At 71.1% G+C, this 26763-nt stretch carries 27 protein-coding genes; 11 read left to right on the forward strand and 16 right to left on the reverse strand.

The window, feature by feature from the left end; genetic code table 11:
* Nucleotides 1-572, forward strand: a 572-nt coding sequence (locus ABD785_RS35315; protein ID WP_344837377.1) for a UDP binding domain-containing protein, incomplete at its 5' end; no start/stop codon positions are given.
* 90 nt (nt 573-662) lie between these two features.
* Here the strand turns inward: ABD785_RS35315 and ABD785_RS35320 are convergent.
* The 3 genes from ABD785_RS35320 to ABD785_RS35330 form a co-directional block, all read right to left on the reverse strand.
* The gene (locus tag ABD785_RS35320) at nt 663-1046 is read right to left on the reverse strand and encodes a phage holin family protein (protein ID WP_344837381.1); all 384 of its coding nucleotides are present in this window, start codon (nt 1044-1046) and stop codon (nt 663-665) included.
* A gap of 59 nt (nt 1047-1105) precedes the next feature.
* Nucleotides 1106-2731 (reverse strand): CocE/NonD family hydrolase, encoded by a 1626-nt coding sequence (locus tag ABD785_RS35325; protein WP_344837383.1) that lies wholly within the window; start codon nt 2729-2731, stop codon nt 1106-1108.
* An 81-nt stretch (nt 2732-2812) separates the two neighbouring features.
* Nucleotides 2813-4213 (reverse strand): alpha/beta hydrolase family protein, encoded by a 1401-nt coding sequence (locus ABD785_RS35330; RefSeq protein ID WP_344837386.1) that lies wholly within the window; start codon nt 4211-4213, stop codon nt 2813-2815.
* 217 nt (nt 4214-4430) lie between these two features.
* Between ABD785_RS35330 and ABD785_RS35335 the strand changes: the two genes are divergently transcribed.
* Nucleotides 4431-5060 carry a lysophospholipid acyltransferase family protein gene (locus ABD785_RS35335; RefSeq protein ID WP_344837388.1) on the forward strand — a complete coding sequence of 210 codons (630 nt, stop codon included), beginning with the start codon at nt 4431-4433 and terminating at the stop codon, nt 5058-5060.
* 57 nt (nt 5061-5117) lie between these two features.
* Here ABD785_RS35335 and ABD785_RS35340 read toward each other — a convergent pair whose 3' ends face one another.
* The gene (locus tag ABD785_RS35340; RefSeq protein ID WP_344837391.1) at nt 5118-5660 is read right to left on the reverse strand and encodes a hypothetical protein; all 543 of its coding nucleotides are present in this window, start codon (nt 5658-5660) and stop codon (nt 5118-5120) included.
* 135 nt (nt 5661-5795) lie between these two features.
* Between ABD785_RS35340 and ABD785_RS35345 the strand changes: the two genes are divergently transcribed.
* From ABD785_RS35345 to ABD785_RS35365, 5 genes are all read left to right on the forward strand, one after another.
* A complete protein-coding gene (locus ABD785_RS35345) occupies nt 5796-6494 on the forward strand; it encodes a hypothetical protein (protein ID WP_344837394.1) in 699 nt (232 codons plus the stop codon).
* Between the two features lie 89 nt (nt 6495-6583).
* A complete protein-coding gene (gene murA / locus ABD785_RS35350) occupies nt 6584-7867 on the forward strand; it encodes a UDP-N-acetylglucosamine 1-carboxyvinyltransferase (RefSeq protein WP_344837396.1) in 1284 nt (427 codons plus the stop codon).
* Nucleotides 7868-8199: 332 nt separating this feature from the next.
* Nucleotides 8200-9537 (forward strand): transcriptional regulator, encoded by a 1338-nt coding sequence (locus tag ABD785_RS35355; RefSeq protein ID WP_344837398.1) that lies wholly within the window; start codon nt 8200-8202, stop codon nt 9535-9537.
* A gap of 107 nt (nt 9538-9644) precedes the next feature.
* Nucleotides 9645-11330: a serine/threonine-protein kinase gene (locus ABD785_RS35360; protein ID WP_344837401.1), complete on the forward strand. Its 1686-nt coding sequence runs from the start codon at nt 9645-9647 to the stop codon at nt 11328-11330.
* Nucleotides 11327-11977 carry a hypothetical protein gene (locus ABD785_RS35365; protein WP_344837404.1) on the forward strand — a complete coding sequence of 217 codons (651 nt, stop codon included), beginning with the start codon at nt 11327-11329 and terminating at the stop codon, nt 11975-11977. The genes ABD785_RS35360 and ABD785_RS35365 overlap by 4 nt, the downstream gene beginning before the upstream one ends.
* Here the strand turns inward: ABD785_RS35365 and ABD785_RS35370 are convergent.
* Nucleotides 11962-13281 carry an FAD-binding oxidoreductase gene (locus tag ABD785_RS35370; RefSeq protein ID WP_344837407.1) on the reverse strand — a complete coding sequence of 440 codons (1320 nt, stop codon included), beginning with the start codon at nt 13279-13281 and terminating at the stop codon, nt 11962-11964. The two genes, ABD785_RS35365 and ABD785_RS35370, sit on opposite strands and share 16 nt — an antisense overlap.
* 70 nt (nt 13282-13351) lie before the next feature.
* Here ABD785_RS35370 and ABD785_RS35375 point away from each other — a divergent pair, with 70 nt between their 5' ends.
* A complete protein-coding gene (locus tag ABD785_RS35375; RefSeq protein ID WP_344837409.1) occupies nt 13352-14206 on the forward strand; it encodes a LysR family transcriptional regulator in 855 nt (284 codons plus the stop codon).
* A 36-nt stretch (nt 14207-14242) separates the two neighbouring features.
* Here ABD785_RS35375 and ABD785_RS35380 read toward each other — a convergent pair whose 3' ends face one another.
* Nucleotides 14243-14563, reverse strand: coding sequence for a DMT family transporter (locus ABD785_RS35380; protein WP_344837410.1), 321 nt, complete (start codon nt 14561-14563; stop codon nt 14243-14245).
* A complete protein-coding gene (locus ABD785_RS35385; RefSeq protein ID WP_344837412.1) occupies nt 14560-15207 on the reverse strand; it encodes an FMN-dependent NADH-azoreductase in 648 nt (215 codons plus the stop codon). Before ABD785_RS35385 ends, ABD785_RS35380 begins: the two co-directional genes overlap by 4 nt.
* A 94-nt stretch (nt 15208-15301) precedes the next feature.
* On the opposite strand from ABD785_RS35385, the gene ABD785_RS35390 reads away from it, so the two are divergent.
* Nucleotides 15302-15826 carry a TetR/AcrR family transcriptional regulator gene (locus tag ABD785_RS35390; protein ID WP_344837415.1) on the forward strand — a complete coding sequence of 175 codons (525 nt, stop codon included), beginning with the start codon at nt 15302-15304 and terminating at the stop codon, nt 15824-15826.
* A 33-nt stretch (nt 15827-15859) separates the two neighbouring features.
* Here the strand turns inward: ABD785_RS35390 and ABD785_RS35395 are convergent, their stop codons facing one another.
* Nucleotides 15860-16822 carry a GlxA family transcriptional regulator gene (locus ABD785_RS35395; protein WP_344837417.1) on the reverse strand — a complete coding sequence of 321 codons (963 nt, stop codon included), beginning with the start codon at nt 16820-16822 and terminating at the stop codon, nt 15860-15862.
* Nucleotides 16823-16901: 79 nt separating this feature from the next.
* Between ABD785_RS35395 and ABD785_RS35400 the strand changes: the two genes are divergently transcribed.
* Nucleotides 16902-17834: an NADP-dependent oxidoreductase gene (locus ABD785_RS35400; protein WP_344837580.1), complete on the forward strand. Its 933-nt coding sequence runs from the start codon at nt 16902-16904 to the stop codon at nt 17832-17834.
* Here ABD785_RS35400 and ABD785_RS35405 read toward each other — a convergent pair.
* From ABD785_RS35405 to ABD785_RS35430, 6 genes are read right to left on the reverse strand one after another with little or no spacing between them, the layout of a single operon-like run.
* Entirely contained in the window at nt 17831-17989 is a 159-nt protein-coding gene (locus tag ABD785_RS35405) for a hypothetical protein (RefSeq protein WP_344837419.1), read from the reverse strand. The genes ABD785_RS35400 and ABD785_RS35405 overlap by 4 nt on opposite strands.
* Nucleotides 17990-18026: 37 nt before the next feature.
* Nucleotides 18027-19097: a pyridoxal phosphate-dependent aminotransferase gene (locus tag ABD785_RS35410; protein WP_344837420.1), complete on the reverse strand. Its 1071-nt coding sequence runs from the start codon at nt 19095-19097 to the stop codon at nt 18027-18029.
* Between the two features lie 34 nt (nt 19098-19131).
* On the reverse strand, nt 19132-19806 hold the full coding sequence (locus ABD785_RS35415) for an NUDIX hydrolase (RefSeq protein WP_344837423.1): 675 nt from the start codon (nt 19804-19806) through the stop codon (nt 19132-19134).
* 38 nt (nt 19807-19844) lie between these two features.
* Nucleotides 19845-20738, reverse strand: a complete 894-nt coding sequence (locus tag ABD785_RS35420; RefSeq protein WP_344837582.1) for a phosphoribosylaminoimidazolesuccinocarboxamide synthase — start codon at nt 20736-20738, stop codon at nt 19845-19847.
* Complete coding sequence (locus tag ABD785_RS35425; protein ID WP_344837426.1) at nt 20735-21514, reverse strand: MOSC domain-containing protein; 780 nt, start codon at nt 21512-21514, stop codon at nt 20735-20737. The genes ABD785_RS35420 and ABD785_RS35425 overlap by 4 nt, the downstream gene beginning before the upstream one ends.
* A gap of 19 nt (nt 21515-21533) precedes the next feature.
* The gene (locus ABD785_RS35430; RefSeq protein WP_344837429.1) at nt 21534-22616 is read right to left on the reverse strand and encodes a magnesium and cobalt transport protein CorA; all 1083 of its coding nucleotides are present in this window, start codon (nt 22614-22616) and stop codon (nt 21534-21536) included.
* A 324-nt stretch (nt 22617-22940) separates the two neighbouring features.
* On the opposite strand from ABD785_RS35430, the gene purD reads away from it, so the two are divergent.
* Nucleotides 22941-24197 carry a phosphoribosylamine--glycine ligase gene (gene purD, locus ABD785_RS35435; protein WP_344837432.1) on the forward strand — a complete coding sequence of 419 codons (1257 nt, stop codon included), beginning with the start codon at nt 22941-22943 and terminating at the stop codon, nt 24195-24197.
* A gap of 92 nt (nt 24198-24289) precedes the next feature.
* On the opposite strand, the gene ABD785_RS35440 is transcribed toward purD, so the two are convergent.
* Both ABD785_RS35440 and ABD785_RS35445 read right to left on the reverse strand, forming a co-directional pair.
* Nucleotides 24290-25198: a glycerophosphodiester phosphodiesterase family protein gene (locus tag ABD785_RS35440; protein ID WP_344837434.1), complete on the reverse strand. Its 909-nt coding sequence runs from the start codon at nt 25196-25198 to the stop codon at nt 24290-24292.
* 160 nt (nt 25199-25358) lie between these two features.
* Nucleotides 25359-26642, reverse strand: a complete 1284-nt coding sequence (locus ABD785_RS35445) for an adenylosuccinate synthase (RefSeq protein ID WP_344837436.1) — start codon at nt 26640-26642, stop codon at nt 25359-25361.
* Nucleotides 26643-26763: the final 121 nt, after the last annotated feature.

Below are 26763 nucleotides of genomic sequence, written 5' to 3' on the forward strand. Positions count from 1 at the left end.
GTATCGGCGGGAAGTTCCTCCAGCCGGGTCTGGGTTTCGGTGGCGGCTGCCTGCCGAAGGACATCCGGGCCTTCGCCCACCGGGCCGAGGAGATCGGTGTCGGCCAGGCGGTGAGTTTCCTGCGCGAGGTCGACGCGATCAACCGCCGCCGCCGTTCCCGCACCGTCGACCTCGTCCGGGGCCTGCTCGGAGGCCGTCTCGACGGGGCCAAGGTCGCCTGCCTGGGTGCCGCGTTCAAGCCCAACAGCGACGACATCCGCGACGCCCCGGCTCTCGACGTGGCCCGCACGATGCACGGCCTGGGCGCCCACGTCCGCGTCTACGACCCGGAGGCCATGCCCAACGCCCGCCGCGCCTACCCCGAACTCCGCTACGGCACCAGCGCCCTCGACGTCGCCCAGGACGCCGACGTCGTCGTCCTCCTGACCGAGTGGTCGGAGTTCAAGGCCATCGACCCGGCCGCCATGTCCGAGGTCGTCACCCACAAGCGGATCGTCGACGGCCGCCACGCCCTCAACGCCGAGACCTGGCGCTCCGCCGGCTGGGAGTACCGGGCCCTCGGCCGCCACTGACCCGTGTTCCACCCACAGGCGTGACCTCCCACAGGCGTGACCCCACCGGCCGGGGTCACGCCTGTGGCATGTCCTGCGCGGGGGATGGGGTCAGTCGTCGCCGAAGAGCATGTCCAGGGTGAAGGCGACCACGGCGATGATGACGGCACCGACGACCGCCGTGGGCCAGAAGTCGTCGACGTGGAAGGGGATGTCGAGTTCTTCGGCGATGCGGCTGGTCAGGAGGAGGAGGGCGGCGTTCACGACCAGGCCGAACAGGCCCAGGGTGAGGACGTAGAACGCGCATCCGAAGGTCTTGATGATGGGCTTCAGGACGGCGTTGACGACGCCGAAGATGACCGCGACGGCCACCAGCGTCAGCGCCTTCTTGCCGCCGTCGTCGCCGGTCAGGGTGATGCCGTCGAGGAACCACGCGGCCGCGCCGAGGGCGACGGCGGTGATCGCGACCTTTATGAGGATCTTCACGACATGCATCGTGGCATGACGCGCGGCGCGGGCGCGTCATGCCACGAGATGAACTCCTCGCGCGGTATCTAGACCACGGGAAGGAGAAGCGCCGACGGACGGGCCGGATCGTGGAAGACCTCCTGGTCGGCGGCCACGAACTCCCGGGCGGTGCCGATCGGCTCGCCCGTGCCCGGATTGCTGGCGATCTTGGGATAGGCGCCGCTGGCGACATGGACGCGCAGCCGGTGGCCCTTCTTGAAGCGGTGGCCGACCGGCCACATGTCGAGCACGACCTGGCGGACCCCGTCGGCGTCCGGCGGGCAGTTCTCCTCGGTGAGCCGCAGCCCGCCCTCGCAGACGTTCTTGGACGTCCCGTCCGGCGCCACGTCGCACAGCCGGACCACGAAGTCGGTGTGGGTCCGTGAGGAGCGCACGAACAGCTCGGCCGCGACAGGCCCGATGACGTCCAGATCGTCCTTGAGCACCGGGGAGCTGAACACCAGCACGTCGGGACGTCGCTCGGCGGGCCTCTGGTCGACCGGGCGCCCGATCCCGAGGAGGGTCGGGCCGCCGAACGCGGGCGTCGGATCGGCCGGGTCGTACCGGTAGGAACCGGGCGCCGACCGGGGCGGGTTCGCCTGGTCGAGCCCGTAACCGGGCTGGAGGTGCCAGCGCTGCGGCGTCGCCCCGGGAATCGGCCAGTCGCCGTACTCGCGCCACTCGCCGGCGCCCGTCACGTACACCCGGACGGGATTGGCCCGCAGGCCCGAGTAGTCGTCGCGCAGGTGGGCCCGGAAGAACGCCAGCGCCTCCCGGACGGCCACCAGCCCGTGCCGCGGATCGGCGTGCCACCAGGGGCCGATCGTGAGCTGGGGGTGATGCCCCTGCTCCCGCATCGCCATGTAGTCCTTGACCAGCCAGGGCAGGAACACGTCGTACCAGCCGCCGACCATGGTCGCCGGGGGAAGCGACGGGGTGATCGCCGAGCTGTGCAGCCGCCCGTCCCAGAAGGGGTCCTCGGGATGTCCGTGCCCGGTCAGGAGCCGCTGGAAGAACGGCACGGAGCTGCCGGTCGTGAACGCGTCGAGCTCGCCCAGCGGCAGCCCCGCCCGGACCGCGCGGGCCGTGCGCCGCCGCATCCGGATCAGCTCGATCGGCTGCTCGATCTTGGAGGTGACCGACACCCAGCCGAGCGTCGACTCCAGCGCGAACGATCCGCCGATGTAGATCGCGTCCCGGAACTGCGAGGCCGTGACGCTCAGCGCCATCGCCCTGTGCTCGGGCCCGGACTCCGCGGCGATCGCCCACTGCGTGTGCCCCAGGTAGGAGGGCCCGTAGGTCGCGAAGGTGCCGTGGAACCACGGCTGCCTCTTCATCCACTCGACGGTCGTGAGCCCGTCGGCCTGCTCGTACAGCGGGTTGAACTCCCCGCCCGACCCGAAGGTCCCCCGGACGCTCTGCACCACGACCTGGTAGCCGAAGTAGGCGAACGGAAGCCCGTTGATCGCCCCCGTCACGCCCCGGCGGCCGTAGGGGGTCCGCACGAGGATCGTCGGGGGGCTCTCCACCCCCACGGGCACGTACCGGTCGGTCAGGAGCACGACCCCGTCGAGCATCTCGACGGGAACGTCCTTGATGTGGGACACCCGGTGCCTGGTTCTGGAGAGCCGCGGCAACCGGAGCCGGTCGGGCATGCGATCCGTCAGGGCCATGACGTCCTCCCTCGGTTCCCTGGTGTGATACCCGCTCGTTACCTACTGGTAACGGTAACCGGTTCTACCGCGGGGAGGGGCTCAGCCGCACCCGACATTCGTCACATCGTCGCTGTGGGCCGTCCCGCTTCCCGAAGCCAGCGCGAAGTGGTACGCCGAGCAGAAGTAGAAGGACAGGTTCCGCTGGACGGTCAGCTCGCGCCACCGCCCGGACTCGAAGTACCGGAAGGACGACCCGGTCAGGAGGGCGTCGGCGGACGGATCGTGCTTCAGGTACTTGGCCAGCCACGCCTGGGCGTAGGCGCTGGCGACCTTGCCGCCGTTCCGCGAGGCGGGCAGGAGGATCGGGAAGTCGGTGTAGTCGAGGTGGGTGGCCGCACGCTGCACGAAGACGGCGGCGTCCACGTCCGCGGTCCGCCAGGCCCGGTATCCCCTGTTGAGCTCGCGGGCGGGGTCGGGGGCCTGCTCGTGGGCCTCGGGGAAGAAGGAGTAGTCGGCCTGGAGCCCGAGCGCGGGCACGACCGGGCGGACCGGCCAGGCCTCGCTGCCGGACGACAGCTTGTCCAGCGCGATGATCGTCTGCACCCGGTCGTCCACACCCTGGAGATGGCTGATGGCCATCGCGCCCAGCGAATGCCCGGCCAGCGCCAGCCGGGTCGTCCGGCCGGGCGTCGCGGGATGGGGGTCGGGCGAGCGGTCGACCAGTTTCCACAGGGGGTTGAAGGCCTCACGCACGGGTGAGGAAGGTGTCGCGTAGAAGAAATCGATCGCGTCCGACGTGCCGTAGACGAAATTGGCGGCCTGCTGCGACGGCACCCCGGGGCAGTCCCCCGCCTCGTTCGGCGGCTTCGGCCCGGTGCCGCAGGAGGGCAGGAGCAGGTCGCCGATGTGCGGGAAGGTCTCGCTCTGGCCCTGGCCCTGCACGTCGAAGGTCAGCACCACGTAGCCGCGCTCGGCCAGGTCCTGGGCCAGCCAGGTGTACATCGGCCGCATCCCCTGGATCGACCCGGGCGTGATGACGACCGAGGGGAACGGCCCCTCGAGCCGTTCGCCGGTGTAGGGGTCGCGCGCGCCGGGCAGCGGGGCGTAGACCGTGCCGCGCAGCAGCGCCCCGTACCGGTTCTTGAAGGCGACCTCGGCCGACTGGCCGCGCCTGCCCGCCCAGTCCGCGCGCAGCGGGTCGCCCATCGCGGCGGGCGGCAGGAGCGTCTGGAGCGTGATCGCGGGCCGGTTCGGCCGGGACGCCTGCTCCATCCACGTGGTGAAGGTCACGGGCCCGAGCCGCGCCAGCGCCGCCATCAGGTAGAGCGGGTCGGTGAGCTGCCCGACGGTCCGCCCCCAGGCGTCCGCCTGATTGGTCTCGTCCCGCTTCTGGTACTCGGCCGACCCCGGGACGGGTGGCGCCGCGGCGACGGCCGGAGCCGAGAGAACCGACGCGATCACGCCGAGTGAGAGAAAGGGAGCGAGAAGTAGCCTGCGCATCTGCGGAAAGTAGCCCCGGACTGTGAGATGGTCCACTCACCTGACTGACAAAAGCCTCACGGTAACCAGTTCGGCCGCTCAAGAATTACTGAGGGGTAGCGACCCGGTCACCGTGGGGTAACGCAGGGCAGTTAGGGTGGAGTAGCAGAATCCGGGCGTCCCAGGAGAACCCTTGCTCTATCGCTTCATGCGACTCGTGGTACCTGTCGTGTTCAGAGTGCTGTTCAGAGTAAAGATCGAAGGACGAGAGAACATCCCGGCCACGGGCCCCCTGATCGTGGCCAGCAACCACCTGTCCTTCATCGACAGTTACGTGATCCCCATCACACTGCTTCCGTTGAAGGTCGTCTTCCTCGCCAAGGCCGAGTACTTCGACACCAAGGGCGTCAAGGGAGCGCTGAGCCGCTGGTTCTTCACCTCCATGGGGATGATCCCGGTGGAGCGCGGAGACGGGGCGTCGGCGATGGGCTCGCTGGAGCAGTCGGCGCGGATCGTCCAGGAGGGGCACGTCTTCGGGATCTACCCCGAGGGCACGCGCTCGCTGGACGGCAGGCTCTACCGGGGCCGCACCGGCGCCGGCTGGGTCGTCCTCAAGACCGGAGCGCGCGTCCTGCCCGTCGGGCTCATCGGCACCCCCGACCTCCAGCCCGTCGGCTCCCGGCTGCCCAAGATCGGCCAGCGGGTCGTCGTGCGGATCGGCGCGCCGCTGGAGTTCGGCCAGTACGCCGAGGACCCGCCCGGCAAGGCCCGCCGCGCCATCACCGACGAGATCATCGGCGCGATCCAGAAGCTCACCGGCCAGGACTACGCGGGCGAGTACAACGAGCCCAAGGCCGAAGCGAAGTAACCCGCGGCCGGCCCGCCCGGAGCCCGTCTCCCCGCTCCGGGCCGGCCGGCGCGGCGGTCAGAAACCGGTCGACCGGTCGGTGATGTTGACGCCCGAGTCCTGGGCGGCCTTCCTGGCCTGCTCGATGGCGGCGCCCGCACCGGCGATGGCCGAGGTGTCACCGCTCTTGAGGCCGTTGACGGCGCTCTGGATCGACTCCGTCACCTTGTCGAACGGCGCCTTCAGGTACTTGCAGAGCGTCGGGTCGGCGCTGACGAGCTTGCGCGCGGCGTTGAGCCGGTTCACGGTGAACAGGCCCGCGGCGGCGCCCTTGGCGATGGCGGTCTTGCGGCCGTCCGCGCCGGCCTTGAAGGTGCCCGCCTGGAAGGGCTTGTAGATCCACCGGTAGAACGTGCCGAACGCGAGGCCCATGTCCGCGGCGAAGCGGGTCTTGGCGAACGACTTGGTCGCCTTGGTCGGGCACGTGGAGGGCGACGCCGAGGCGGACCCCGTCGCGACGACCCCGGACGCGGTCGCCGAGGCCTGGCTTCCGGTCGAGACGACCTTGTCGCTGCTGCCGCAGCCGACGAGCGACACCGCGAGCAGCGGTACCACCAGCATTTTCCTGAGCATTCCGAATTCCCCCCCGAGAAAAGCAGTTGATCATCCCCTTACCCCGCCGCGTCGCCCTGATCACCAGCGAAAGCCGCAGTAAGGTCGTTTTTCATGGCGCTCAGGTGGCTTGCTCTTCCGGTCTTGGGGGTCTTTGTCGCGGGTTGTGCGGGTAACTCCCCGTCGCAGGCCGACTCCACCCCGCTGCCGACCGGAACGGCCGCCTCCGCCTACACCTCCGACCAGCTCCGCCAGGCGCTCCTGCCCGCCATCGCCACCTACGTCCGGGCCGGCGAGCCCGACTCCGGTCCCTACAACGGCCTCAAGGCCATCCGTAACTTCGCCCAGCTCCAGCAGCAGGTCGTCCTCGACAAGCCGAAGTGCGCCCAGGTGAACCAGGCCTTCGGCGACCAGAACGGGACGACCGCCGCGCCCGCCGCGCTCACCACCTTCGCCAGGGCCACCGGGCAGACCGTCACCGAGACGCTCGTGGCCGTCCCCGACGACGTCGCCAAGGAGGAGGTCGCCCGCCGGGTGGGCTCCCTGTGCCGGGTCTTCCGGACCAAGGTCGGCGACCAGTGGTCGACCCACCAGGTCGTGGAGAACACCCCGGACCGCCACCTGATCGCGGACGGCTCCAGGACTGTGGGCCTGGTCACGATGGGTGCCGAGCCTCCGCGCGGACAGCGCCGACCGGAAAAGGTCGCGATGTGGTTCGTCGTGTTCCGATCCAGGGGATACCTGGCGACGATCAGCGTTTACGGTCCGACGGCCACCCGCGCGGAGGCTGAAAGCATCGCCCGCAGCGCGTACGATCAGGCGGAACGAATTCTGCCGAAGTAGCCGAACTTCCACGGTCGGCGAGCGTCCAAACAAGAGCCGCCCCACGGTGGACGGACGGGTTGTAACCAAGCAGGAGGGATTACCGGGGAATGAGCGTGACCTACCGCGTACGTGGGGGACGGCAGCTGCACGGCACCGTGTTCATCCAGGGCGCCAAGAACTCGGCACTGCCGATGATCGGCGCCGCGCTGATGGCGGCCAAGGGCCGCACCGTGCTGCGCAACGTCCCGATCATCGAGGACGTCAAGCGCGCCGTCGAGCTCGCCCAGGCCATCGGCGCCAAGGCCGAGCTCCACGAGGCCGAGCGCACCCTGGTGATCGACGCCTCCCAGCTCACCAGCCCGGTCCTCCCGGCCGAGATCGCCGCCCGGTTCCGCGGCTCGTTCCTCTTCGTCCCGGCGCTGCTGCACCGGCTCGGCGAGGCCGTGATCGAGGGCGTCGGCGGCTGCAACCTCGGCAGCCGCAACCTCGACTTCCACTACAACGGCTTCAAGCGCATGGGCGCGACGGTCACCGAGCACGGGATGGAGGCCGACGACGGCTACATCCACGTCAAGGTCGGCCAGCTCCAGGGCGGCACCCTCTACTGTGACACCCCGTCGCACACGGGCACCGAGAACCTGGTCATGGCGGGTGCGCTGGCCCACGGCCAGACCCTGATCAAGAACGCCGCGCTGGAGCCCGAGGTCCTCGACAACATCGACTTCCTCCAGCGCATGGGCGCCCGGATCACCGGCGGCGGCACCGGCTTCATCCGCGTCGACGGCGTCGAGGAGCTGTGCGGCATCGAGCACACCGTCATGCCGGACCGGATCGACGCCGGCGTCCTGGTGATGGCCGCGGCGATCACCGGTGGCGAGGTCAGCCTGGTCGGCGCGGACGTCGAGCACCTGGGCGTCGCGGTCGACAAGCTCGAGCAGATGGGCGTGGAGTTCCACCAGCAGGGCGCGGTCCTCCAGGTGAAGCGCGAGAAGCCGCTGCGGCCGATCAACATCATCACCGACGAGTACCCCGGCTTCGCGACCGACCTCCAGTCGCCGATCATGGCGCTGGCCACCCAGGCCGAGGGCGAGTCCTACATCTACGAGCGCATCTTCGACGCCAGGTTCCAGCTGGCGGGGGAGCTCGAGAGCATGGGCGCGTCCATCGAGCTGACCGGCAGCCAGCGAGCGCTGGTGCACGGCCCGACCAAGCTGCGCGGAGCCAAGACCGTCGCCCACGACCTGCGTTCCGGTGCGGCCCTCGTGCTCGCCGGGCTGGTCGCCGAGGGGGAGACCGAGATCAGCTCGGCCTACTTCATCGACCGCGGCCACTCGAACTTCGCCGAGCGTCTCAACGCGCTGGGTGCCGAGGTCGAGCGCGACGAGAGCTGACCTGGGAGGCGCCCCTTCGGGGCCTTCCGTAAACCTGTACATGCCCGGCCACTTTCGGTCACCGCAGATCCAGGTTACAAACCCATAGAAGTCCTTCACAGCCCATGATCCGGCCCTTTAGGGTGCGAGTTCATGGGCTGTGAGTGCTGACCGGAACGTGGCCTGATGGTGAGGATTTTCTGTCCAACCCTGTCCTTAGGTTACTTTTTCGCCGCACTCTTGATTCGGTTTCGCGTCAGAGAGTCACATTCACCGGCATAGGCGCGATCGCGTGTTGAGGATGACTCGACAAGGGCAACGCGGGCGGGCCGAAAGGCAGGGGCGGAAAAGCCATGACTGGACCACGGACGGGGTCGGTGACACCGGACCTGACGATCGGCGTCGTCGGGCCGCACGATCTCGTCGAACGGGTCATGCTGATGGGCCATGGGCCCACTCCGGTGCCGAGCCGCCTGGTGGCGGCGGCGTACCGGGACGAGCAAGAGGCCGCGGACAAGGTGGTCAGGCTGGGTTCGGGCGTGGATGTCTGCCTGTTCGCCAGTCCTGTCCCCTATGACTTCGCACGGAAGGCCGGCGTCCTGACGATGCCGGCCACCTATGTGCCGCTGAACGGGGCCGCGCTGCAGGGGGCACTGCTGCGCGCCGCGCTCGACGAGCGGTTCGACCCGGCGCGGGTCAGCATCGACGTGCTGGCGCGGGGCGAGGTCGAGGAGGCCTACGCCGAGATCGGCATGAGCACTGACCAGGTACATCTACGAGAGGAAGTGGCGGGCCCGGGTACTCTCGCGGCCTTCCACGAGCGGCTGTGGCGGCGCGGTCTGACGACCGTCGCGCTGACGTGCGTGCACGCCACCGCCGAGCGGATGGAGCTCGCGGGCGTCCCGACGCTGCGGATCCGGCCGACCGGGGCGGCGATCCGGAGCGCGCTGCAGACCGCGGCGCTGCTCGGGGCGCACCACCGGCTGGAGGAGTCGCAGCTGGTGGTGGTGCTGGTGGACGTTCCGACGCTGCGGGAGTCGCCGCGCCGGGTCACCCCCCGGTACTGGCGCGAGGAGCTGAAGCTGGCGCTGCACCGGGTCCTCCTGCAGGAGGCGCACCGGATGAACGCCAGCGTCTGGCCGCTCGACGACCACAGCTATCTGGTGACGGCCACGCGCGGTTCGGTCGCGTCCGGCACGGAGGGGTTCAGGACCCCGCCGTTCGTCGAGCGGGTCCGTGAGGAGCTCGGTCTCGCCGTCGAGGTCGGGATCGGGATGGGCCGCACCGCGCAGGAGGCCGAGACGCACGCGCGGGCCGCGCTCGCCCGTTCGCAGACCTCGCAGCGGGCCCAGGGCTTCGCGCTCGACCGGGACGGCCGGGCGCTGGTGCCCGCGCCGCGCACCCCGCCGCGGGGTTCGCAGCCGGTCAAGCCGAAGGGGCTGGAGATCCTCGCCAGGCTGGCCGACCGGCTGGGCGACCAGAGCGAGTCCGGGGCTCCGCTCATCGTCGACGCGGAGAACGCCGGGCGCATGCTGGGTGTGACTCCGCGCACAGCGCGCAGGCTGCTCCGCACCCTCGTCGAGGAGGGTCTCGCGTGGCCGCTTCCGCCCAACCGCACCCCCCAGCCTGGGCGTCCTCGCCAGCTCTACCGGCTGATCGTCGAGAAGCTCGGACCGGCCAAGACCGGCTGAATCCCAGAAGCCGGGAATCGTAACAATAAAGCGGTAATGTTCCGCCAACCACCGCACAACGGCGTGCGTCTCATGGCTGAGAAACAGCGTGGCTGGAAGGACTTGGCGTGGACAGCACTTGGACGGTACCCGGCTACCGCCATGTAAGGGACCTGGGCGCGGGCGCGTCGGGGCGCGTGGTGATGGCCGAGCACGTCGACTCGGGAATCCAGGTCGCGATCAAGTACCTTTCCGCCGACCTGTTCATGGATCCCGAGTTCGTCGGCCGTTTCCGTGAAGAGGCCAGGCTGCTCGCCGCGCTCGAGGACCCGAACCTCGTGCAGTTCTTCGAGTACGTCGAGACGGGCGCCGACGCCGCGATCGTCATGGAGCTCATCAACGGCGTCAGCCTCTCGCAGATGCTCGCCGACGCCGGAGCGCTGAGCCCCGAGGCCTCGCTGGCCGTCCTGAAGGGCTCGCTGCTCGGACTCGCCGCCGCGCACGCCAACCGGATCGTCCATCGCGACTACAAGCCGGGCAACGTCCTCGTCGACGGCGAGGGCAACAGCATGCTCGCCGACTTCGGCATCGCCGTGCGGGCGGGGATGGACGTCCAGGCCGCCGGGACGCCCGCCTACATGCCGCCGGAGCAGTGGTCGGGATCCCCGGTCACCCCCGCAGCCGACGTGTACGCCGCGACCGCGGTCGCCTACGAGTGCATGACCGGGGCCCGGCCCTACGCGGCCAAGACGCTGCCGGAGCTCGCGGCCGCGCACCAGTCGCAGCCCGTCCCGATCGAGAACGTGCCCGAGCCGATCCGGCCGCTGATCGCCGCCGGGCTCGCCAAGGACCTGTCCGAGCGCCCGCAGACCGCCGACGCGCTGCTGTGGGAGCTCGAGACCATCGCCGGTGCCGTCTACGGAGAGGGCTGGGAGGAGCGCGGCCGGTCGCACCTGAAGGAGCGGGCCCTCGCGCTGCTGCTGCTGTTCCCGCTGGGAGCGCCGCTGGCCGACGCCGTGAGCGATGTCGCCTCGACGGTCCTGCAGCCGTCCGTGCCGAAGGCCCCGCAGGCCGCCAAGGCGGCGCCGAAGCTCGGGCTGCTGCTCGCGGCCGGTGCCGCGGTCGTCGCGCTGTTCGGCAGCGGCGCGTTCGTCCTGGTCAACACCTCCGACAGCAAGGCGATCCCGCAGGCAGCGCCGCTGACGACCCCCAAGCCGGACAGCACGGTCGGCGGCGAGACCCCGACCGGCACCCCGACGACTCCGGCCAAGCCCGGTGACGACCCGGATCCGGCCGTCCCGGTCACCGACCCGTCGACCACGCCGCTTCCGTCGGCGAGCCCGTCGACCTCCGCGAGCCCGTCGGAGTCGGCCACCCCGGGGCCGGACGAGGACGGGACGATGACCCCGACCCCCGGCCCGACGCCCAAGCCGACCACTCCCAAGCCGACCCCGACGCCGACCCCCACCCCGACGGTGACCGAGGAGCCCGAGCCCGAACCGGAGCCCGAGCCCGTCCCGGTCCAGGTCGCCGGGCTCGGCGTCAGCGTCTCGGACGCCGGGGCGAACCTCACCGTCACCGTCACCGTGCGGGTCACCGGCGACAGCGGCACCACCTCCGTCACGGTCTACGGGCTGCGGAACGGCCGCCGCGTCGGCAGCCGGGTCATCGGCAACATCAAGGCCAGCGGCACCTACACGGTCTCCTTCGCCGGGATCTTCGGCACGGGCAACTGCGACAAGGGCAGCGCGTCGGCCAACGGAGACGGGGTCAGCGCCGCCAGCGGCACGGTCACCGGATCCTGCGTCCGGTGACCTCGCCGGAGGACCGCACCCACCGGGACCCCGGGCCGGGTGAGACCCACCTCGACGCGGGGGAGACCTTCCGGGACGTCCCCGCCGACGCCACCCGGCACGAGCCGCGCGCCGCCTCCTACGGCAACGCCGCGTTCCCGCCGCCGGAGGCCGCCGACGAGGAGATCAGGCTCCGCTTCGGCGCCGGACCCGCCGCGCCGAAGGTCTGGCAGCCCACACCGCGGCCGCGCCGGCGCAGGTCCCGGGTGATGCCGTTCGTGAGCATCGCCGTCTCCGCCGCGATCATCGGCGGGGTGGCCTGGTACCTCCTCGGCACCCGCGGCGACCTCGCCGTGTCGGCCGTCCGGGTGCAGGCGCCCGCGGGGGTGCTGCGCTGCGACGGCAAGACCTCCTCGCGCAAGATCAGGGTCGTCGCGACGGTCACGCTCAACGGCAGGCCGGGGCTGCTGACCTACCGCTGGACCCAGAGTGACTCCAGGCCGCAGGAGCCCGTCCAGGTGCGGATCGCCCGCGGCGAGAAATCCCGTGACCTGCCGCTGGACTGGACCGTCTCCGGAGCCGGCCGGGCCGAGCGCACCGCGACGTTCGAGGTCCTGTCCCCCGGCACCCTGCGCAGCCACGCGACCTTCCGCTACTCCTGCTCCTGACCCCGCGCGGGCCGGATCCGGTGGGTGTACCGGAAGAGGTCGTCCGGATCGTGGACGGCCTTCAGCTCCCGCAGCCGGGCGAAGTCGGCGGGGGAGAAGGCCCGCTCGACGTTCCGCTCGGTCGCGTTCTCCCCGTAGAGGAAGTTCAGGTGGACGCCCACCGTCTCCGGGGCCAGCACGTCCAGGAAGCGGGCGTGGACGGGCCCGAGGCGGGCCTGCGAGATCATCGAGAAGAAGTAGGCGGCGTCGCGGTGGCCGACCGGATTGTCCGCAGGGACGCTCAGCGCCCCGCCGAGATGGCGGATCTCCATCACGGCCGGATCGGGGGAGCCGGGGCCGATCAGCGCCAGGACGTCACGGATCATCGTGGGCGTCAGATCGCGGAGGACGGCGTGGCTGCCGTGGTAGGCCATCGGGAACGGCGGATCGTTGTGGATGGTGGCCGAATCGGTGTAGGGGAGCACCCGCAGGGTGTCCACCAGGCGCGGCAGGGCGCGCAGCGGGGCGACGAGCTCCTCCCCCTCCTCCGCCGGGCCGGTGAACGCGATGCGGACATGGGCGGCATGACGGCCGCGCAGGGGCTCCGGGACGCCCGGAACGTCCGGGAACGGGACCAGCGCGACGGACGAGGTCATCGCGTCCGGCAGGGCGCGGCTCCACTCCAGGTAGGTCCCCAGGACCTCGGGGACGTCCCCGGCGTCGTAGTAGAGGGCGCCGCCGAACAGCTCCGCCACCGGGACCAGCCCCACCTCGATCGCGGTGGCCACGCCGAACGCGCCGCGACCGCCGGACAGGGCCCAGAACAGGTCGTCGCCGGGGCGGACCGTGCGGAGCGCGCCGTCGGCCGTCACGACCTCGACGGAGCGCAGATGATCGGCGGCGAAGCCGTAGGCACGGGCCAGCAGGCCGATGCCGCCGCCGAGGGTGTAGGAGACCGCGCCGACGTGCGGGGTGCTGCCGCTGAGCGGTGCGAGACCGTGCTCGCCGGCCGCCTCGACGACCGCGCCCCAGCGGGTGCCCGCCTCGATCCGGGCGGTCCGCGCCACCGGGTCGATCCGGACCCCGTCCATGCGGCGGGTCAGGATCAGCACGCCGCCGTCGGAGCCGATCGGCATCCCGTGCCCGGTGTTCTGAACGGCGACGCCGTGACCGTGGGCGGCGGCATGGCGGACGGCCTCCCGGACGTCCCGGATGCTCGCGGCGTCGACGATGAGGCCGGGCCTGTGCCCGTGCGAGAGCTGGAAGCCGATCCGGGCCTCGTCGTATCCGTCGTCGGTCGGAAGGATCTTCGTCAGGTTCTCCATGCCTCCAGCCTCGTCGCCCGTGCTCCATACGTCCAAGAGCTGGATCTTCTGAGGGCTAGAATCCGTGGTTATGGAGCTACGGCATCTGCGCTACCTGGTCGCGGTCGTCGACGAGGGCGGGTTCACCCGGGCCGCCGAGGCCCTTCATGTCGCCCAGCCGGGGATCAGCTCCCAGCTCAGGCAGCTGGAGCGGGAGCTCGGCCAGCCGCTGCTCGACCGTTCGGGAGGCAGCGTCACCCTGACGGCCGCGGGCGAGGCCGTCCTGCCCTACGCCCGCGCCGCCCTGGCCGCCGCGGCGGGCGTCCGGGAGGCGATCGACGAGCTGACGGGGCTCATGACCGGCCAGCTGGCGATCGGCACCGTGGCCTCCTTCTCCTCCCCCGCCTTCGGCCTGCCGCGCCTGATCGCCGACTTCCACCTCGACCATCCCGGCATCGACCTGACCCTCACCGAGTCCCCCACCGACCCCCTCCTGGACGCCCTGCGGTCGGGCCGCGTCGACGTCGCCTTCCTGGGCCTGCGGACCGTCCCGCCGCACGGCCTGTCGACCGAGGTCCTCTGGACCGACGAGGTCGTCGCCGCGGGCCCCGGCCTCCCGGAGAGGATCACCGTCGCGGGTCTCGCCGATCGTGCCGTCTACACCTTCCCGACCTGGACCAGCATCCGGATCGCCTTCGACGAGGCCTGCGAACGGGCCGCCTTCCATCCGCGCGTGGCCTTCGAGACCACCGCCCCGCCGATCCTCGTCGACCTCGCGGCCCGGGCCGACGGGGTGGCCGTCCTGCCCTCCTCGGCGGTCCCGGGCCACACCTCCTTCGATCCGCCGCTGTACAGCCGGGTCGCCATGGCCTGGCGCTCCGACGTGCCCGTCAGCCCGGCCGCCCGCGCCTTCCTGGCCCACACGCGCAAGGCGGCCGGGATCTGAGCCGTTCGGGCTCTGTCCGAGTCACCGCGATCTGAGTCAGTCGGGGGTGGTCACGCGGGCCAGGAGGATGCCGCCCACGAGGAGGGCGAGGGCGGCGAGGCGCCCGGTGGTCAGCGGGTCCTTCTGGACGGCGGCGCCGAGGGCGATCGCCCCGACGGCGCCGATGCCGGTGAAGACCGCGTAGGCGGTGCCGACCGGCAGGGAGCGCATCGCCAGCGACAGCAGCCAGACCGAGACGGCGGCCAGCACGAAGCAGACCAGCGTGGGCAGCGGGCGGGTGAAGCCCTCGGTCGGCTTGATCGACTGAGAGAAGCCGATCTCCACGAGCCCGGCGAGGGCCAGCAGCAGCCAGTTCACGCCTTCTCCTCCGCCAGGGCCCGGATCCGGGCGAGCGCTCCGGCGAACGACGCCTCCTGGTCGGCGACGTGCCGTCCGAGCAGGGGATCGACCAGCGCGTTGCTCCACTCCGCGTGGACGAACGTGACGTCCTCGATGAAGAAGTGACCGGCGAAGAAGTCCCGCAGGTAGCTCTCCTGGTGGTCGAACGGGGCCTTGGGGGCGCCCGGCAGATAGGAGCCGCCGCGGGCGCTCGCGACCACGATGGAGCGTCCGGCGAGGGAGACCTTGGGGAAGGTCACCTGGTCGAGCCAGGCCTTCAGGGCCGAGGGGACCGAGTAGTTGTACATGGGCGTCCCGATCAGGAGGACGTCGGCGGAGATCAACTCGTTCAGCAGCGGCTCGACGACGTTCCAGGCGGCCCGCTCGGCGTCGGTCGTGACGGCCTCCGCCAGCCGTTCCGGCTCGGTGATCCCCAGCCTGAGGACGGTGTCGCAGATCCGCGTCCAGTCCTCGCCGATGTGCGGAACCGGTTGCGCCGCGAGGTCCCGGTAGGTGTAGCCCGCGTCCGGGGCGGTGGCCCGCCAGGTCTCGGCGAAGGCCGCCGAGAGCCTTCGGGAGAACGAGCCGCGACGGGCCCCGGAGTCGAGATGCAGAAGCCGCATGGAAGAACCCTCCTCAATAAGCGGACATCGTGTCCACTTGAGACGACAGGGCTAACCGGACAGTGCGTCCACATATTCCGCTACCGTGGGGACGGTGAGAGCCGACGCCGAACGCAACCGCGCCCGCATCCTCGAGGCGGCCGCACGGCTGTTCGCCGACCACGGCGCCCCCGACGTCACCATGGACGACATCGCCAAGGCCGCGGGCGTCGGCCGCGGCACCCTCTACCGCCGCTACCCCGACCGCGCCGCCATCGCCACCGCGCTCCTCGACGAGCACGAGCGCGTCCTCCAGTCGGCCCTCATGAGCGGCCCCCCGCCGCTGGGCCCCGGAGCGCCGCCCGCCGACCGCCTGGCGGCCTTCTACGAGGCGATGATCGGCCTGCTGTCCGCCCACGCCCATCTGGTCCTCGCCACCGAGACGGGCCACTCCCGCTTCACCACGGGCGCCTACTCCTTCTGGCGCGTCCACCTCGCGACCCTCGGCGTGACCCCCGCCCGCCTCGACGTCCTCCTCGCCCCCCTGGCCCCGGACGTCTACACCTTCCAGCGCTCCCAGGGCCTCACCGACGCCGACATCGTCGAGTCCCTCAGGACCCTGGCCCGCGCCGTTCTCTGAGGAGCTCCGGGTTCCGGAGGCGCCCGGCGCGGATCACGGGGTGTGGGCGAAGGTGCGGCGGTAGGCGTGGGGGGAGACGCCCAGGGCGGTGTGGAGGTGCTGGCGGAGGCTGGCGGCCGTGCCGAAGCCCGCGGTGCGGGCGACGCGGTCGACGGGGTGGTCGGTGGTCTCGAGGAGATGGCGGGCGAGGTCCATGCGCTGGGCGGCGAGCCACCGGCCGGGGCTGACGCCCGTCTCCGCGCGGAAGCGGCGGGTGAACGTGCGGCGGCTCATGCCCGCGTGCCCGGCCAGGTCGTCGAGCTGGAGGGGCTCGTGCAGACGGGTCAGGGCCCAGGCCCGGGTGGGGGCCGTCCCGGTGTCGGCCGGGGCGGGCACGGGACGCTCCACGTACTGCGCCTGGCCGCCCTCCCGCCAGGGCGGGACGACGCACCGGCGGGCCACCTGGTTGGCGACGGCGCTGCCGTGGTCGCGGCGGACCAGATGGAGGCAGAGGTCCACGCCCGCCGCGGCCCCGGCCGAGGTGAGGACCCGTCCGGCGTCGACGAAGAGCACCTCGGCGTCGACCCTGATCCGGGGATACAGGCGCTGGAAGCGGGCGGCGTGCCGCCAGTGGGTCGTCGCCTCGCGGCCGTCGAGGAGGCCGGCGGCGGCCAGGACGTAGGAGGCGATGCAGATCGAGACGATCCTCGTCTCCGGGCGGATCAGGGCCAGGGCGCGGCGCAGGTCGGCGGGCATGCGCTCCGCGTCGGTGATCTCCGTGTACTCCTCCGCGGCCGGGATCACCACGGTGTCGGCGGTCGCCAGGACCGCCAGATCGTGGTCGGGAAGGACCGCGAAGTCGGCGGTGGTCCGCACCGGACGGCCGCCGGGAGAGCACGTGATCACCTCGTACAGCGGACGGTCGGCGGCGTCCGTGGCGGCTCCGAACAGCCGGGACGCCAGGCTGAGCTCGAACGGGATCACGCCGTCGAGGGCGAGGACCACGACCCTGTGCATGGCCCGATTGTTGCACAGCTTGGCCTTCGGGTCACTGTCATCCCAGGTCGGAGGGCGTCAGGCTGGGTACATGACGAAGATGAGAGCGATCAGCCAGAACGTCTACGGCGGCCCCGAGGTGCTGGAGGAGGTCGAGCTGGACCGGCCGGTGCCCGGGCCGTCCGAGGTCCTGGTGCGGGTCCGCGCCGCGGGAATGAACCCGACGGACTGGAAGCACCGGCGGTTCGCGGGGTTCCTCGACCGGCTTCCGCTGGTCCTCGGCTGGGACGTCTCCGGCGTCGTCGAGGCGGTCGGGATCGGGGTGACGCTCCACGCGCCCGGCGACGAGGTCTTCGGGATGCTGCCCTATCCGCACGGCTCAGGCGCGTTCGCCGAGTTCGTGGTCGCCCCGGCCCGCGCGCTGGTCGCCAAGCCGGAGAACGTCGACCACACGCAGGCGGCGGCCGTCCCGCTGGCCGCCCTGACGGCTTGGCAGGTCCTCGTGGACGCCGCCGGGGTCCGGCCCGGCCAGCGGGTCCTGATCCACGCTGCGGCGGGCGGGGTCGGGCATCTGGCCGTCCAGATCGCCAAGCACCGCGGCGCCCACGTGATCGGCACCGCCAGCGCGCCCAAGCACGCCCTGCTGCGCGAGCTCGGCGCCGACGAGACGATCGACTACCGGACCGGGGACTTCACGAAGATCGACCCTGTCGACCTGGTCTTCGACACCCAGGGCGGGGACACCGCGGTCCGCTCCCTGGACGTCCTGAAGCCCGGCGGGCGGCTCATCAGCATCGCCCTCGGCACCTTTCCCAAGGATCTTCCGGGCAGGGCCGCCGCCAGGGACGTCATCGCCCACGCCCTCCTCGTCGAGCACGACCAGGAGGGCATGCGCGCGGTCGCCGGCCTCGTGGCCTCCGGCGCGCTCCGCCCGGTCATCGAGACCGTCCTCCCCCTGGCCGACGCCGCCAAGGGTCACGAGCTCGGCGACACCGACCACGTCACCGGCAAGATCGTCCTGACCGTTCCCTAATCGAGGACGACCCGGGCGAGGACGCGGAAGGGGAAGCCGAGGATCTGGAGGACGCTCCAGGACGCCTCGGCGGTCTCGACGGCGTCGACGGCGACGTCGGCGGCGAACTCGGCGCGGCGGCGGTTCTTCCGGTGCTTCCTGCTGCGGTGCTTCATATCGGGTGAGATGCGCCCGAAGGGCCGATGGTTCCCGTCAGGAGCGGTGCGGGTAGGCGGCGGCCACCTGGAGGAAGACGTCGTTGTCGGCGGGGTCGGCGATGGAGACGCGGACCCCGTCGGTGGCGAAGGGGCGGACCGAGACCCCGGCGGCGGCGCAGTGGGCGGCGAAGTCGGCCGAGCGGTCGCCGAGCCGGATCCACACGAAGTTCGCCTGGGTGTCCGGGACGGTCCAGCCCTGGCCGCGCAGCTCCTCGACGACCCGGCCCCGCTCCGCGACGATCACCGCGACGCGCTCCAGAAGCTCGTCCTCGTGGCGCAGCGAGGCGACGGCCGCGGCCTGGGCGAGGCTGTTCACGCTGAAGGGCAGGTAGACCTTGCGCATGGCCTGCGCGACGGCCGGATGCCCGACCAGGAAGCCCACGCGCAGCCCGGCGAGCCCGTAGGCCTTGGAGAAGGTCCGCAGGACGCACACGTTCGGCCGGTCGCCGTAGAGCGTCAGGCCGTCCGGGACGTCCTCGTCGCGGATGTACTCGCGGTAGGCCTCGTCGAGCACGACCAGGACGTGCGGCGGCACCGCGTCGAGGAAGGCCGTCAGCTCGTCGCGCCGGACGACCTCGCCGGTCGGGTTGTTCGGGTTGCAGACGATCACCATCCGGGTGGCCGGGGTGATCGCGGCGAGCATCGCGTCGAGATCGTGGGTCTCGTCGTCCTTCAGCGGGACGGGCACGGCCGTCGCCCCGCACAGGTCGGCGAACTGCGGGTAGGCCTCGAACGAGCGCCAGGCGAAGATGATCTCGACGCCGGGCTCGGACACCGCCGCGAACAGGTGCTGGGTGAGCACGACCGAGCCGCAGCCGACGGCGATGTGGTCCTCGGGCACCCCGTGCCGCAGCGACAGCTCGGCGATGAGCTCGGTGCAGCCGTTGTCGGGGTAGCGGTTGATCGTCAGCGCGGCCTCGCCGATCGCCTCGATCACGGACGGCAGCGGCGCGCCGGGGGACTCGTTGGAGGAGAGCTTGAACGACCGTCCGTCGGGCGAGAGCACGGTCTTACCGGGCTTGTAGGCCTCGAACCGCTCCAGGACCGAACGGAATCGCACGCTCATTCACTGCCTCCTCATCGAGTGTCGCGAACACACCTTATGTGTTGGGTCGCAGCATCGGAGGATGCAGCTGCTCGGCGCTCCCCCGCCGGAAGAGCTGGGCCGGACGCCCCCCGTCCCGGGTGGTGGTGTCGCCGGTCGGCACCAGGAACCGGTCGGCGCCGGTGACCTTGCGGTGGAAGTTCCGCGGGTCCAGCGCGGTGCCCCAGACGATCTCATAGACCCGCCGCAGCTCCGCGACGGTGAACGCGGGCGGGCAGAACGCGGCCGCCAGCGAGGTGTACTCCAGCTTGGCCCGCGCCCGCTCGACCCCCTCGCGCAGGATCCGCCGGTGGTCGAAGGCGTTCTCCTCCCGCTCGAAAAGGACGTCCACGGGCTTCCACAGCACCTGCGCACGCGACGACGCCGGCAGGTTCGGCGCCAGCCCCAGATAGGTGACGCTGACGACGCGCTGCCGCGGGTCGCGGTCGGGATACCCGAACGTCGAGAGCTGTTCGAGATGGATCCGGACGTCCGCGAGCCCCGCCCGCTCGTCCATCAGCCGGACGGCCGCCACCGGCAGGTCCTCGTCGAGCTGGATGAACCCGCCCGGCAGCGACCAGCAGCCGAGGTAGGGATCACGGTCGCGCTTCCAGGTCAGGGCGCAGAGCCGCTGTTCGCGCACGGTGAGGACGACGAGGTCGACGGTGAGGGCGACCCTGGGCACTGACATGGCACTGAACCTATCCCGTCCGGCCGGGCCGGTGGCCGCTACAGCCAGGTACGGCCGGTGATGCGCTCGTAGGCCTCGACGTACTTGGCGCGGGTCCGCTCGATGACGTCCGCGGGGAGGCCGGGAGGGGCCTCGCCGGACGAACGGTCCCAGCCGGACTCGGCGGAGACCAGCCAGTCGCGGACGTACTGCTTGTCGAAGGACGGCTGGCCGTGGCCCGGTTCCCAGAGGTCGGCGGGCCAGAACCGGGAGGAGTCGGGGGTGAGGATCTCGTCGCCGAGGGTCAGGACCCCGTCGGCGAACCCGACCTCGATCTTGGTGTCGGCGACGATCACACCGCGTTCCAGGGCGAGCTCGGCGCCGCGCCGGTAGACCTCGAGGGTCAGGTCGCGCAGGCGGGCCGCGGTCTCGGCGCCCACGGCCTTCTCGACCTCGGCGAAGGTCATCGGCTCGTCGTGGTCGCCGACGGCGGCCTTGGTCGTCGGGGTGAAGATCGGCTCGGGCAGGCGGGAGCCGTCCACGAGGCCCTCGGGCAGCTCGACCCCGCACACCGAGCCGGTCCTGCGGTACTCGGCGAGCCCGCCGCCGGTCAGGTAGCCGCGCGCCACGCACTCCACCGGGACCATGTCGAGCTTCTTCGCGACCACGGACCGCCCGGCCCACCCGGCCGGCGCCCCGTCGGGCAGCGCGGTGCCGATCACGTGGTTGGGGGCCACGTCGGCGAGCTTGTCGAACCACCACAGCGAGAGCTGGGTGAGGATGGCGCCCTTGTCCGGGATCGGGGTGTCGAGCACATAGTCGTAGGCCGACATGGTGTCCCGCGCGACGAGCAGCAGCTCGCCTCCCGGCAGTTCGTACAGATCGCGAACCTTGCCGCTGTGCAGGTGCTTCACGCCGCCACTCCAGGATGCTCGATCGACAGGGGCCGTCAGGCCAGGACCGTCACGGATTCGCCCAGGTGAAGGGTACCGGTCGTGCGCGGGACGGCGTTCTGGCCGAACATGATCTGCCGGTCGCCCTCGTAGACCTGGGCGCGGTAGCCGGCGAGGGTCCGCAGCGGCTCCCGGCCCTTGACGCCCGTGGCCTGGTCGACGGTGGTCAGCACACAGCGTCCGCAGGGCTTGACGACGTCCAGCTCGACCTCGCCGATCCGGATCCGCCGCACGCCGTCCTCGCCGAACGGGCCGAGCCCGCTGAGCACGAGGTTCGGCCGGAAACGGTTCATCGGCAGGGCGTCCTCACCGCGTTCGGCCAGCCGGTCGTTGAGATCGTCCAGGGACTCCTGGGAGATCACCAGGACGGGGTAGCCGTCGGCGAAGGCCGTCTGGCCGCCCGAGCCGGTGGGGCGGTGGCCGGTGAAGCGGACCAGGCGGCACTTGAGGTCGAGGAAGGCGGAGAACCAGGTCGCGGCCTCCTCGCCCTGGTCGATGGCCGTGACCGGGTCCTTCCACACACTGGTCTCGATCAGCGGTCCGTCGTCCACAGGCCTGTGGACGAGGTCGCCGACCGTCAGGAGACGGCCGTCGTAGCCGACGTCCAGCAGGGCCATCCGGGGATGGGCCCGCTGGGTCAGCATGGTCCCGTCGGAGTCGATCAGCATGAACTCCCGGTCGTGCCGGAAGCCCAGCGGGGTCACCTCGGCCGAGGACAGCGCCGTCCCCGACCCGCTCTTGATCGGGTAGACGTTCAGCCCGGTAACCGTGGTCATCGTCCGATTGTCGCAGCCGTCACAGCCAGCCGTTGCGCCGGAAGCCCCGGTACAGCATGGTGCAGCCGATCGCGATCACGCCGAGCACCACGTAGTAGCTGCCGGTCCAGCGCAGCTCGGGCATGTAGTCGAAGTTCATGCCGTAGATGCCCGCGATCGCCGTCGGGAGCATCAGGATGGCGCCCCAGGCGGAGATCTTGCGCATGTCCTTGTTGTCGCCGACCGTCACCTGCGTCATGTGCGCCTGGAGGATCGGGTTGAGGAGCTCGTCGCAGGCGTCGACCTGCTCGCGGACGCGCGTCAGGTGGTCCTCGACGTCCCGCAGGTACTCGCGGATCTCGGTCGGCACCATCCGCCGGTTGCACAGGGTGCGCAGCGGCCCCGACAGCGGCCCGACGGCCCGCTTGAGCTGGATCGTCTCGCGCTTGAGCCGGTAGATGCGGCTGGCGTCGTCGGTCCGCTCGGAGGAGAACACCGACTCCTCGACCTCGTCGACGTCCTCCTGGACGGCCTCGGCCACCCGCAGGTACTCGTCGACGACCCGGTCGGCCACCGCGTGCAGGACGCTGGTCGGCCCCAGGTCGAGCCGCTCGGGGTTGGCCTCCAGCCTGCGCCGGACGCTCCCGAGCTCGACGTAGTCGCCGTACCGGACCGTCACCACGAAGTCGGGCCCGCAGAAGATCATGATCTCGCCGGTCTCGACCTCGATGCCGGTCGGCCGGTCGGTGTAGCCGACGGTCTTCAGCACGAAGAACTGCATGTCGTCGTAGCGTTCGAGCTTCGGCCGCTGGTGGGCCTTGATCGCGTCCTCGACGGCCAGCGGCGGCAGCCCGAAGAGCTCCGCGAGCTTCTCCAGCTCGGCGGACTCCGGGTCGTGCAGGCCGACCCAGACGAATCCGGCGGGGTCGGCGTAGGGCTCCAGCCGGCCGTCCCTGACGAGGCGGACGGCGTCGGCGACGCTCTCGGTCACCACACGGTGCCCGTCGATGTAAACGGCCCAGTCCTTGACCGCGCTGTCCTTGCACGGAACGGCTTCGCAGGCCGCGGGACGCGGGCTGCGGAAGAACAGCGAACGGGACGGGCGCACCCTGGTCATGGCCATGGGGGGCTCCTTTTCACGCACAGATCCGGAGCCCGGACACGCGTGAGGGCGCTCGGCTAGTGCAGCGAGCGCGCAGGCGTTACCGGCCCCCGTGAAGAGGTGGACTGCGGATGATGAGGCATTTCGCTGGTACTGCAAGGATCACCAGTACTCATTTCCGGCCACCTCCCTTCGTCTCTGGGGGACGGGTCACAAACCTGCGCCAGGTTATCACCCGACACATAAGACGTACCGGTCAACGCGCAGGTTCACCGGGGGACACTGTGACGTCCGACGCATCCCCACCGCACTGCGGCCGTGACTTAGCCGATAGGCTCGCCCAACGTGCGCGTCCTTGTACTGGGATCCGGCGGCCGCGAGCACGCCCTGGTCCGTTCCCTCGCCCAAGACCCTGCGGTGAGCGCGCTCTTCTGCGCTCCCGGCAACCCGGGGACCGCGTCCCTGGCCGAGAACCACGTCCTGGATCCGACCGATCCGCAGGCCGTCGTCGAGCTGGCCGTCCGGCTCAAGATCACTCTGGTGGTCATCGGCCCGGAGGCCCCGCTGGTGGCGGGCGTCGGCGACGCGGTGCGCCGCGAGGGCATCCCGTGCTTCGGCCCCGACGCCGGACCCGCCCGGATCGAGGGCTCCAAGGCCTTCGCGAAGGAGATCATGGAGGCGGCGGGCGTTCCGACGGCCCGCGCCCACGTGTGCGACTCCGCCGACCAGGTCTCCGCCGCGCTCGACGCGTTCGGCCCGCCGTACGTGGTCAAGGACGACGGTCTCGCCGCCGGCAAGGGCGTCGTCGTCACCCTCGACCGCGCCGAGGCCGCCGAGCACGCCGCGCAGTGCGACCGGGTCGTGATCGAGGAGTACCTCGACGGCCCCGAGGTCTCGCTGTTCGCCCTGTGCGACGGCGAGCACGCCGTGGCCCTGTCGCCCGCCCAGGACTTCAAGCGCGCCCTCGACGGCGACGAGGGCCCGAACACCGGCGGCATGGGTGCCTACACGCCGCTCGGCTGGGCTCCGCACGGCCTGGTCGAGGAGGTCATGCGGACGGTCGTCCAGCCGACGATCGACGAGCTCCGCCGCCGCAACAGCCCCTACGTGGGCGTCCTGTACGCGGGGCTGGCGCTGACGTCGCGCGGCGTCCGGGTCATCGAGTTCAACGCCCGCTTCGGCGACCCGGAGACCCAGGTCGTCCTGGACCGGCTGTCGACCCCGCTGGCGACGCTCCTCCAGGCCTGCGCCGTCGGGAACCTCGCGCCCGGCACCAAGCTCGACTGGAAGCCCGGCTCCGCCGTGACCGTCGTGGTCGCCGCCGAGAACTACCCGGGCACCCCGGTGAAGGGCGACGTCATCGCGGGCCTGGACGAGGCCGACGCCGTGATCGGCGCCTACGTCCTGCACGCCGGTACCGCGCTCGACGAGGACGGGCTGATCGTCTCGAACGGCGGCCGGGTCCTGTCGGTCGTCGGGACGGGCGCCGACCTGGCCGAGGCCCGCGCCGTCGCCTACGCCGCCACCGGCAGGATCCGGCTGCGCGGTGCCCGGTACCGGACGGACATCGCGCTCAAGGCCACGGAGAACCGCGTCTCCTGAAGCGGGCCACGAGGGGTCCCGGCCGGTCGGCCGGGGCTCTTTCCGTGCTCCCGCCCCCAGGTTGTCCACAGCCTGTGGAAAACCCGGGCGGCTCAGGACGCGGGAGCGGTGCGGCGGATCCTCTGGCGGCGCGGCAGGGGCAGGCCCAGGTCGTGGAGGACCACCCGGAGCCGGTCGGGGTAGTCCGAGACGATCGCGGCCACACCCATGTCGACGAAGTGCTCCATCGCGGACGGGTCGTTGACCGTCCAGACCGTGACGGGCATCCCCAGGGCGAGGGAGGCCTCGTGGAGGGCCGGCGTCAGGATCGTGTACTGGGGCGAGAAGTGGGTGGCGCCCGCGGCGAACGCGGCGGCGGCCGGATCGGCGGGATCGCCCCCCGCCAGCCAGGACGGGTCGAGCGTGGGCGGCTCGGCCAGCGCGACCCGGCCGGCCTTGGGCGCCAGGCGGCGGGCGTGCTTGAGGAAGCGCCAGTCGAAGCCGAGCAGCCGGGTGCGGCGCAGCAGGTTCTGGGAGTCGAGGACGCGGCAGACGGTGGCGACGAACTCGCCGACCTCCGCGTCCGGCCAGGACGGATCGGTCTTCAGCTCGACCGCGAGCTTCACCCCCGGCACCCCGCCGACCAGGCGGGACACCTCGGCGAGCGTCGCCACGGGCGTGCCGGGCAGCGGAAGCTGGGTCATCGAGAACGGGTCGCCCGGCTCGAACCGGCGCACCCCGGAGTCGACCGTCTTGATCTGGGCGAGGGTGAGCTCCCGGATCCGCCATCCCACATAGGGATATTTCGGATCGTCGGGGGTCAGCGGTGCCACGTCGACGGTCGTGAGCGCCGAGAGCGTCTGGTCGTGGTGGACGACCACCACCCCGTCGGAGGTGAGCCCGACGTCGAACTCGACCCCGTCCACCCCGAGCTCGAGGGCGTGGGCGAAGGCGGGAAGCGTGTTCTCCGGCCGTAGCCCGCGAGCCCCCCGATGACCTTGCACCTCGACGCGTCGCCGCATGGGCGACAAGCTACGCGGAGTAATCGAACACCCCCCGGTCAATGGGTGGACGCTGCACGAACAACACCTGTAACCACAGTAGGGCTCCCAGGTATGCCCGCAGCACCGCCTTCACCGCTTTGACCGGAGGGTGTGAGGCAACACACTCCGTGATGCTTTCCTAGACCAGGTCGTGGAGCGAGAGGGTCTGGTCACGGCCGGGGCCGACGCCGATCGCCGAGATCCGCGCGCCCGACAGCTCCTCGAGCTTGCGGACGTAGGCCTGGGCGTTCGGCGGCAGGTCCTCGAACGTCTTCGCCGAGGTGATGTCCTCCTGCCAGCCGGGGAAGTACTCCAGGATCGGCGTGGCGTGGTGGAAGTCGGTCTGGGTCGAGGGCAGCTCGTCGTGGCGGACGCCCTCGACGTCGTAGGCGACGCAGACCGGGATCTCCTTCAGGCCGGACAGGACGTCCAGCTTGGTGAGGAAGTAGTCCGTGACGCCGTTGACGCGGGTGGCGTAGCGGGCGATGACCGCGTCGAACCAGCCGCAGCGGCGGTCGCGACCGGTGGTCACGCCGTACTCGTGGCCGGTGGTCCGCAGGTACTCGCCCATGTCGTCGAGCAGCTCGGTCGGGAACGGTCCCGAGCCGACGCGCGTCGTGTAGGCCTTGAGGATCCCGATGACGCCGGTGACCTTGGTCGGCCCGACACCGGAGCCGGCGCACGCGCCGCCCGCGGTCGGGGAGGAGGACGTGACGAACGGGTAGGTGCCGTGGTCGATGTCCAGGAGCGTTCCCTGGGCGCCTTCCAGCAGCACGACCTTGCCCTCGTCGAGCGCCCGGTTGAGGATCAGCTCGGTGTTGGCGACGTACGGCTTGAGCCGCTCGCCGTAGGCCAGGTACTCCTCGACGATCGGCTCGACCAGGATCGGCCGCCGGTTGTAGACCTTGGTCAGGAGCTGGTTCTTCTCCCGCAGCGAGAGCTCGATCTTCTTCTGCAGGATGCCCGGGTCGAACAGGTCCTGGACCCGCACCCCCAGACGCGCGATCTTGTCACCGTAGGCGGGGCCGATGCCCCGTCCCGTGGTGCCGATCCGCGACTTGCCCAGGTAGCGCTCCGACACTTTGTCGAGGGCGCGGTGCTGGGGCATGATCAGGTGAGCGTTGGCGGAGATCAGCAGGCGTTCACAGGTGATCCCGCGGGCCTTGAGCCCGTCGATCTCCTGCAGCAGGACGCCCGGGTCGATGACCACGCCGTTGCCGATCACCGGCACCACGTCGGGGGACAGGACCCCGGACGGGAGCAGGTGGAGGGCATAGCTCTTGTCCCCGATCACCACGGTGTGGCCGGCGTTGTTGCCGCCCTGGTATCGGACGACGTAGTCGACCCTTCCGCCGAGCAGGTCTGTCGCCTTGCCCTTTCCTTCGTCGCCCCACTGAGCACCGACGAGCACGATGGCCGGCATCAGACTTTCTCCTTCTGCTCCCGGAAAACAGAAAAGCCCCTGATCGCAAGCGCGACAAGGGGCCTCTTGCGATCAGATCTTACCCGACCTGCGCAACGACGGAACCCGGTGGGGGCCCGTA

Source organism: Actinocorallia longicatena, from assembly GCF_039534125.1.
Classification (GTDB): Bacteria; Actinomycetota; Actinomycetes; order Streptosporangiales; family Streptosporangiaceae; genus Actinocorallia; species Actinocorallia longicatena.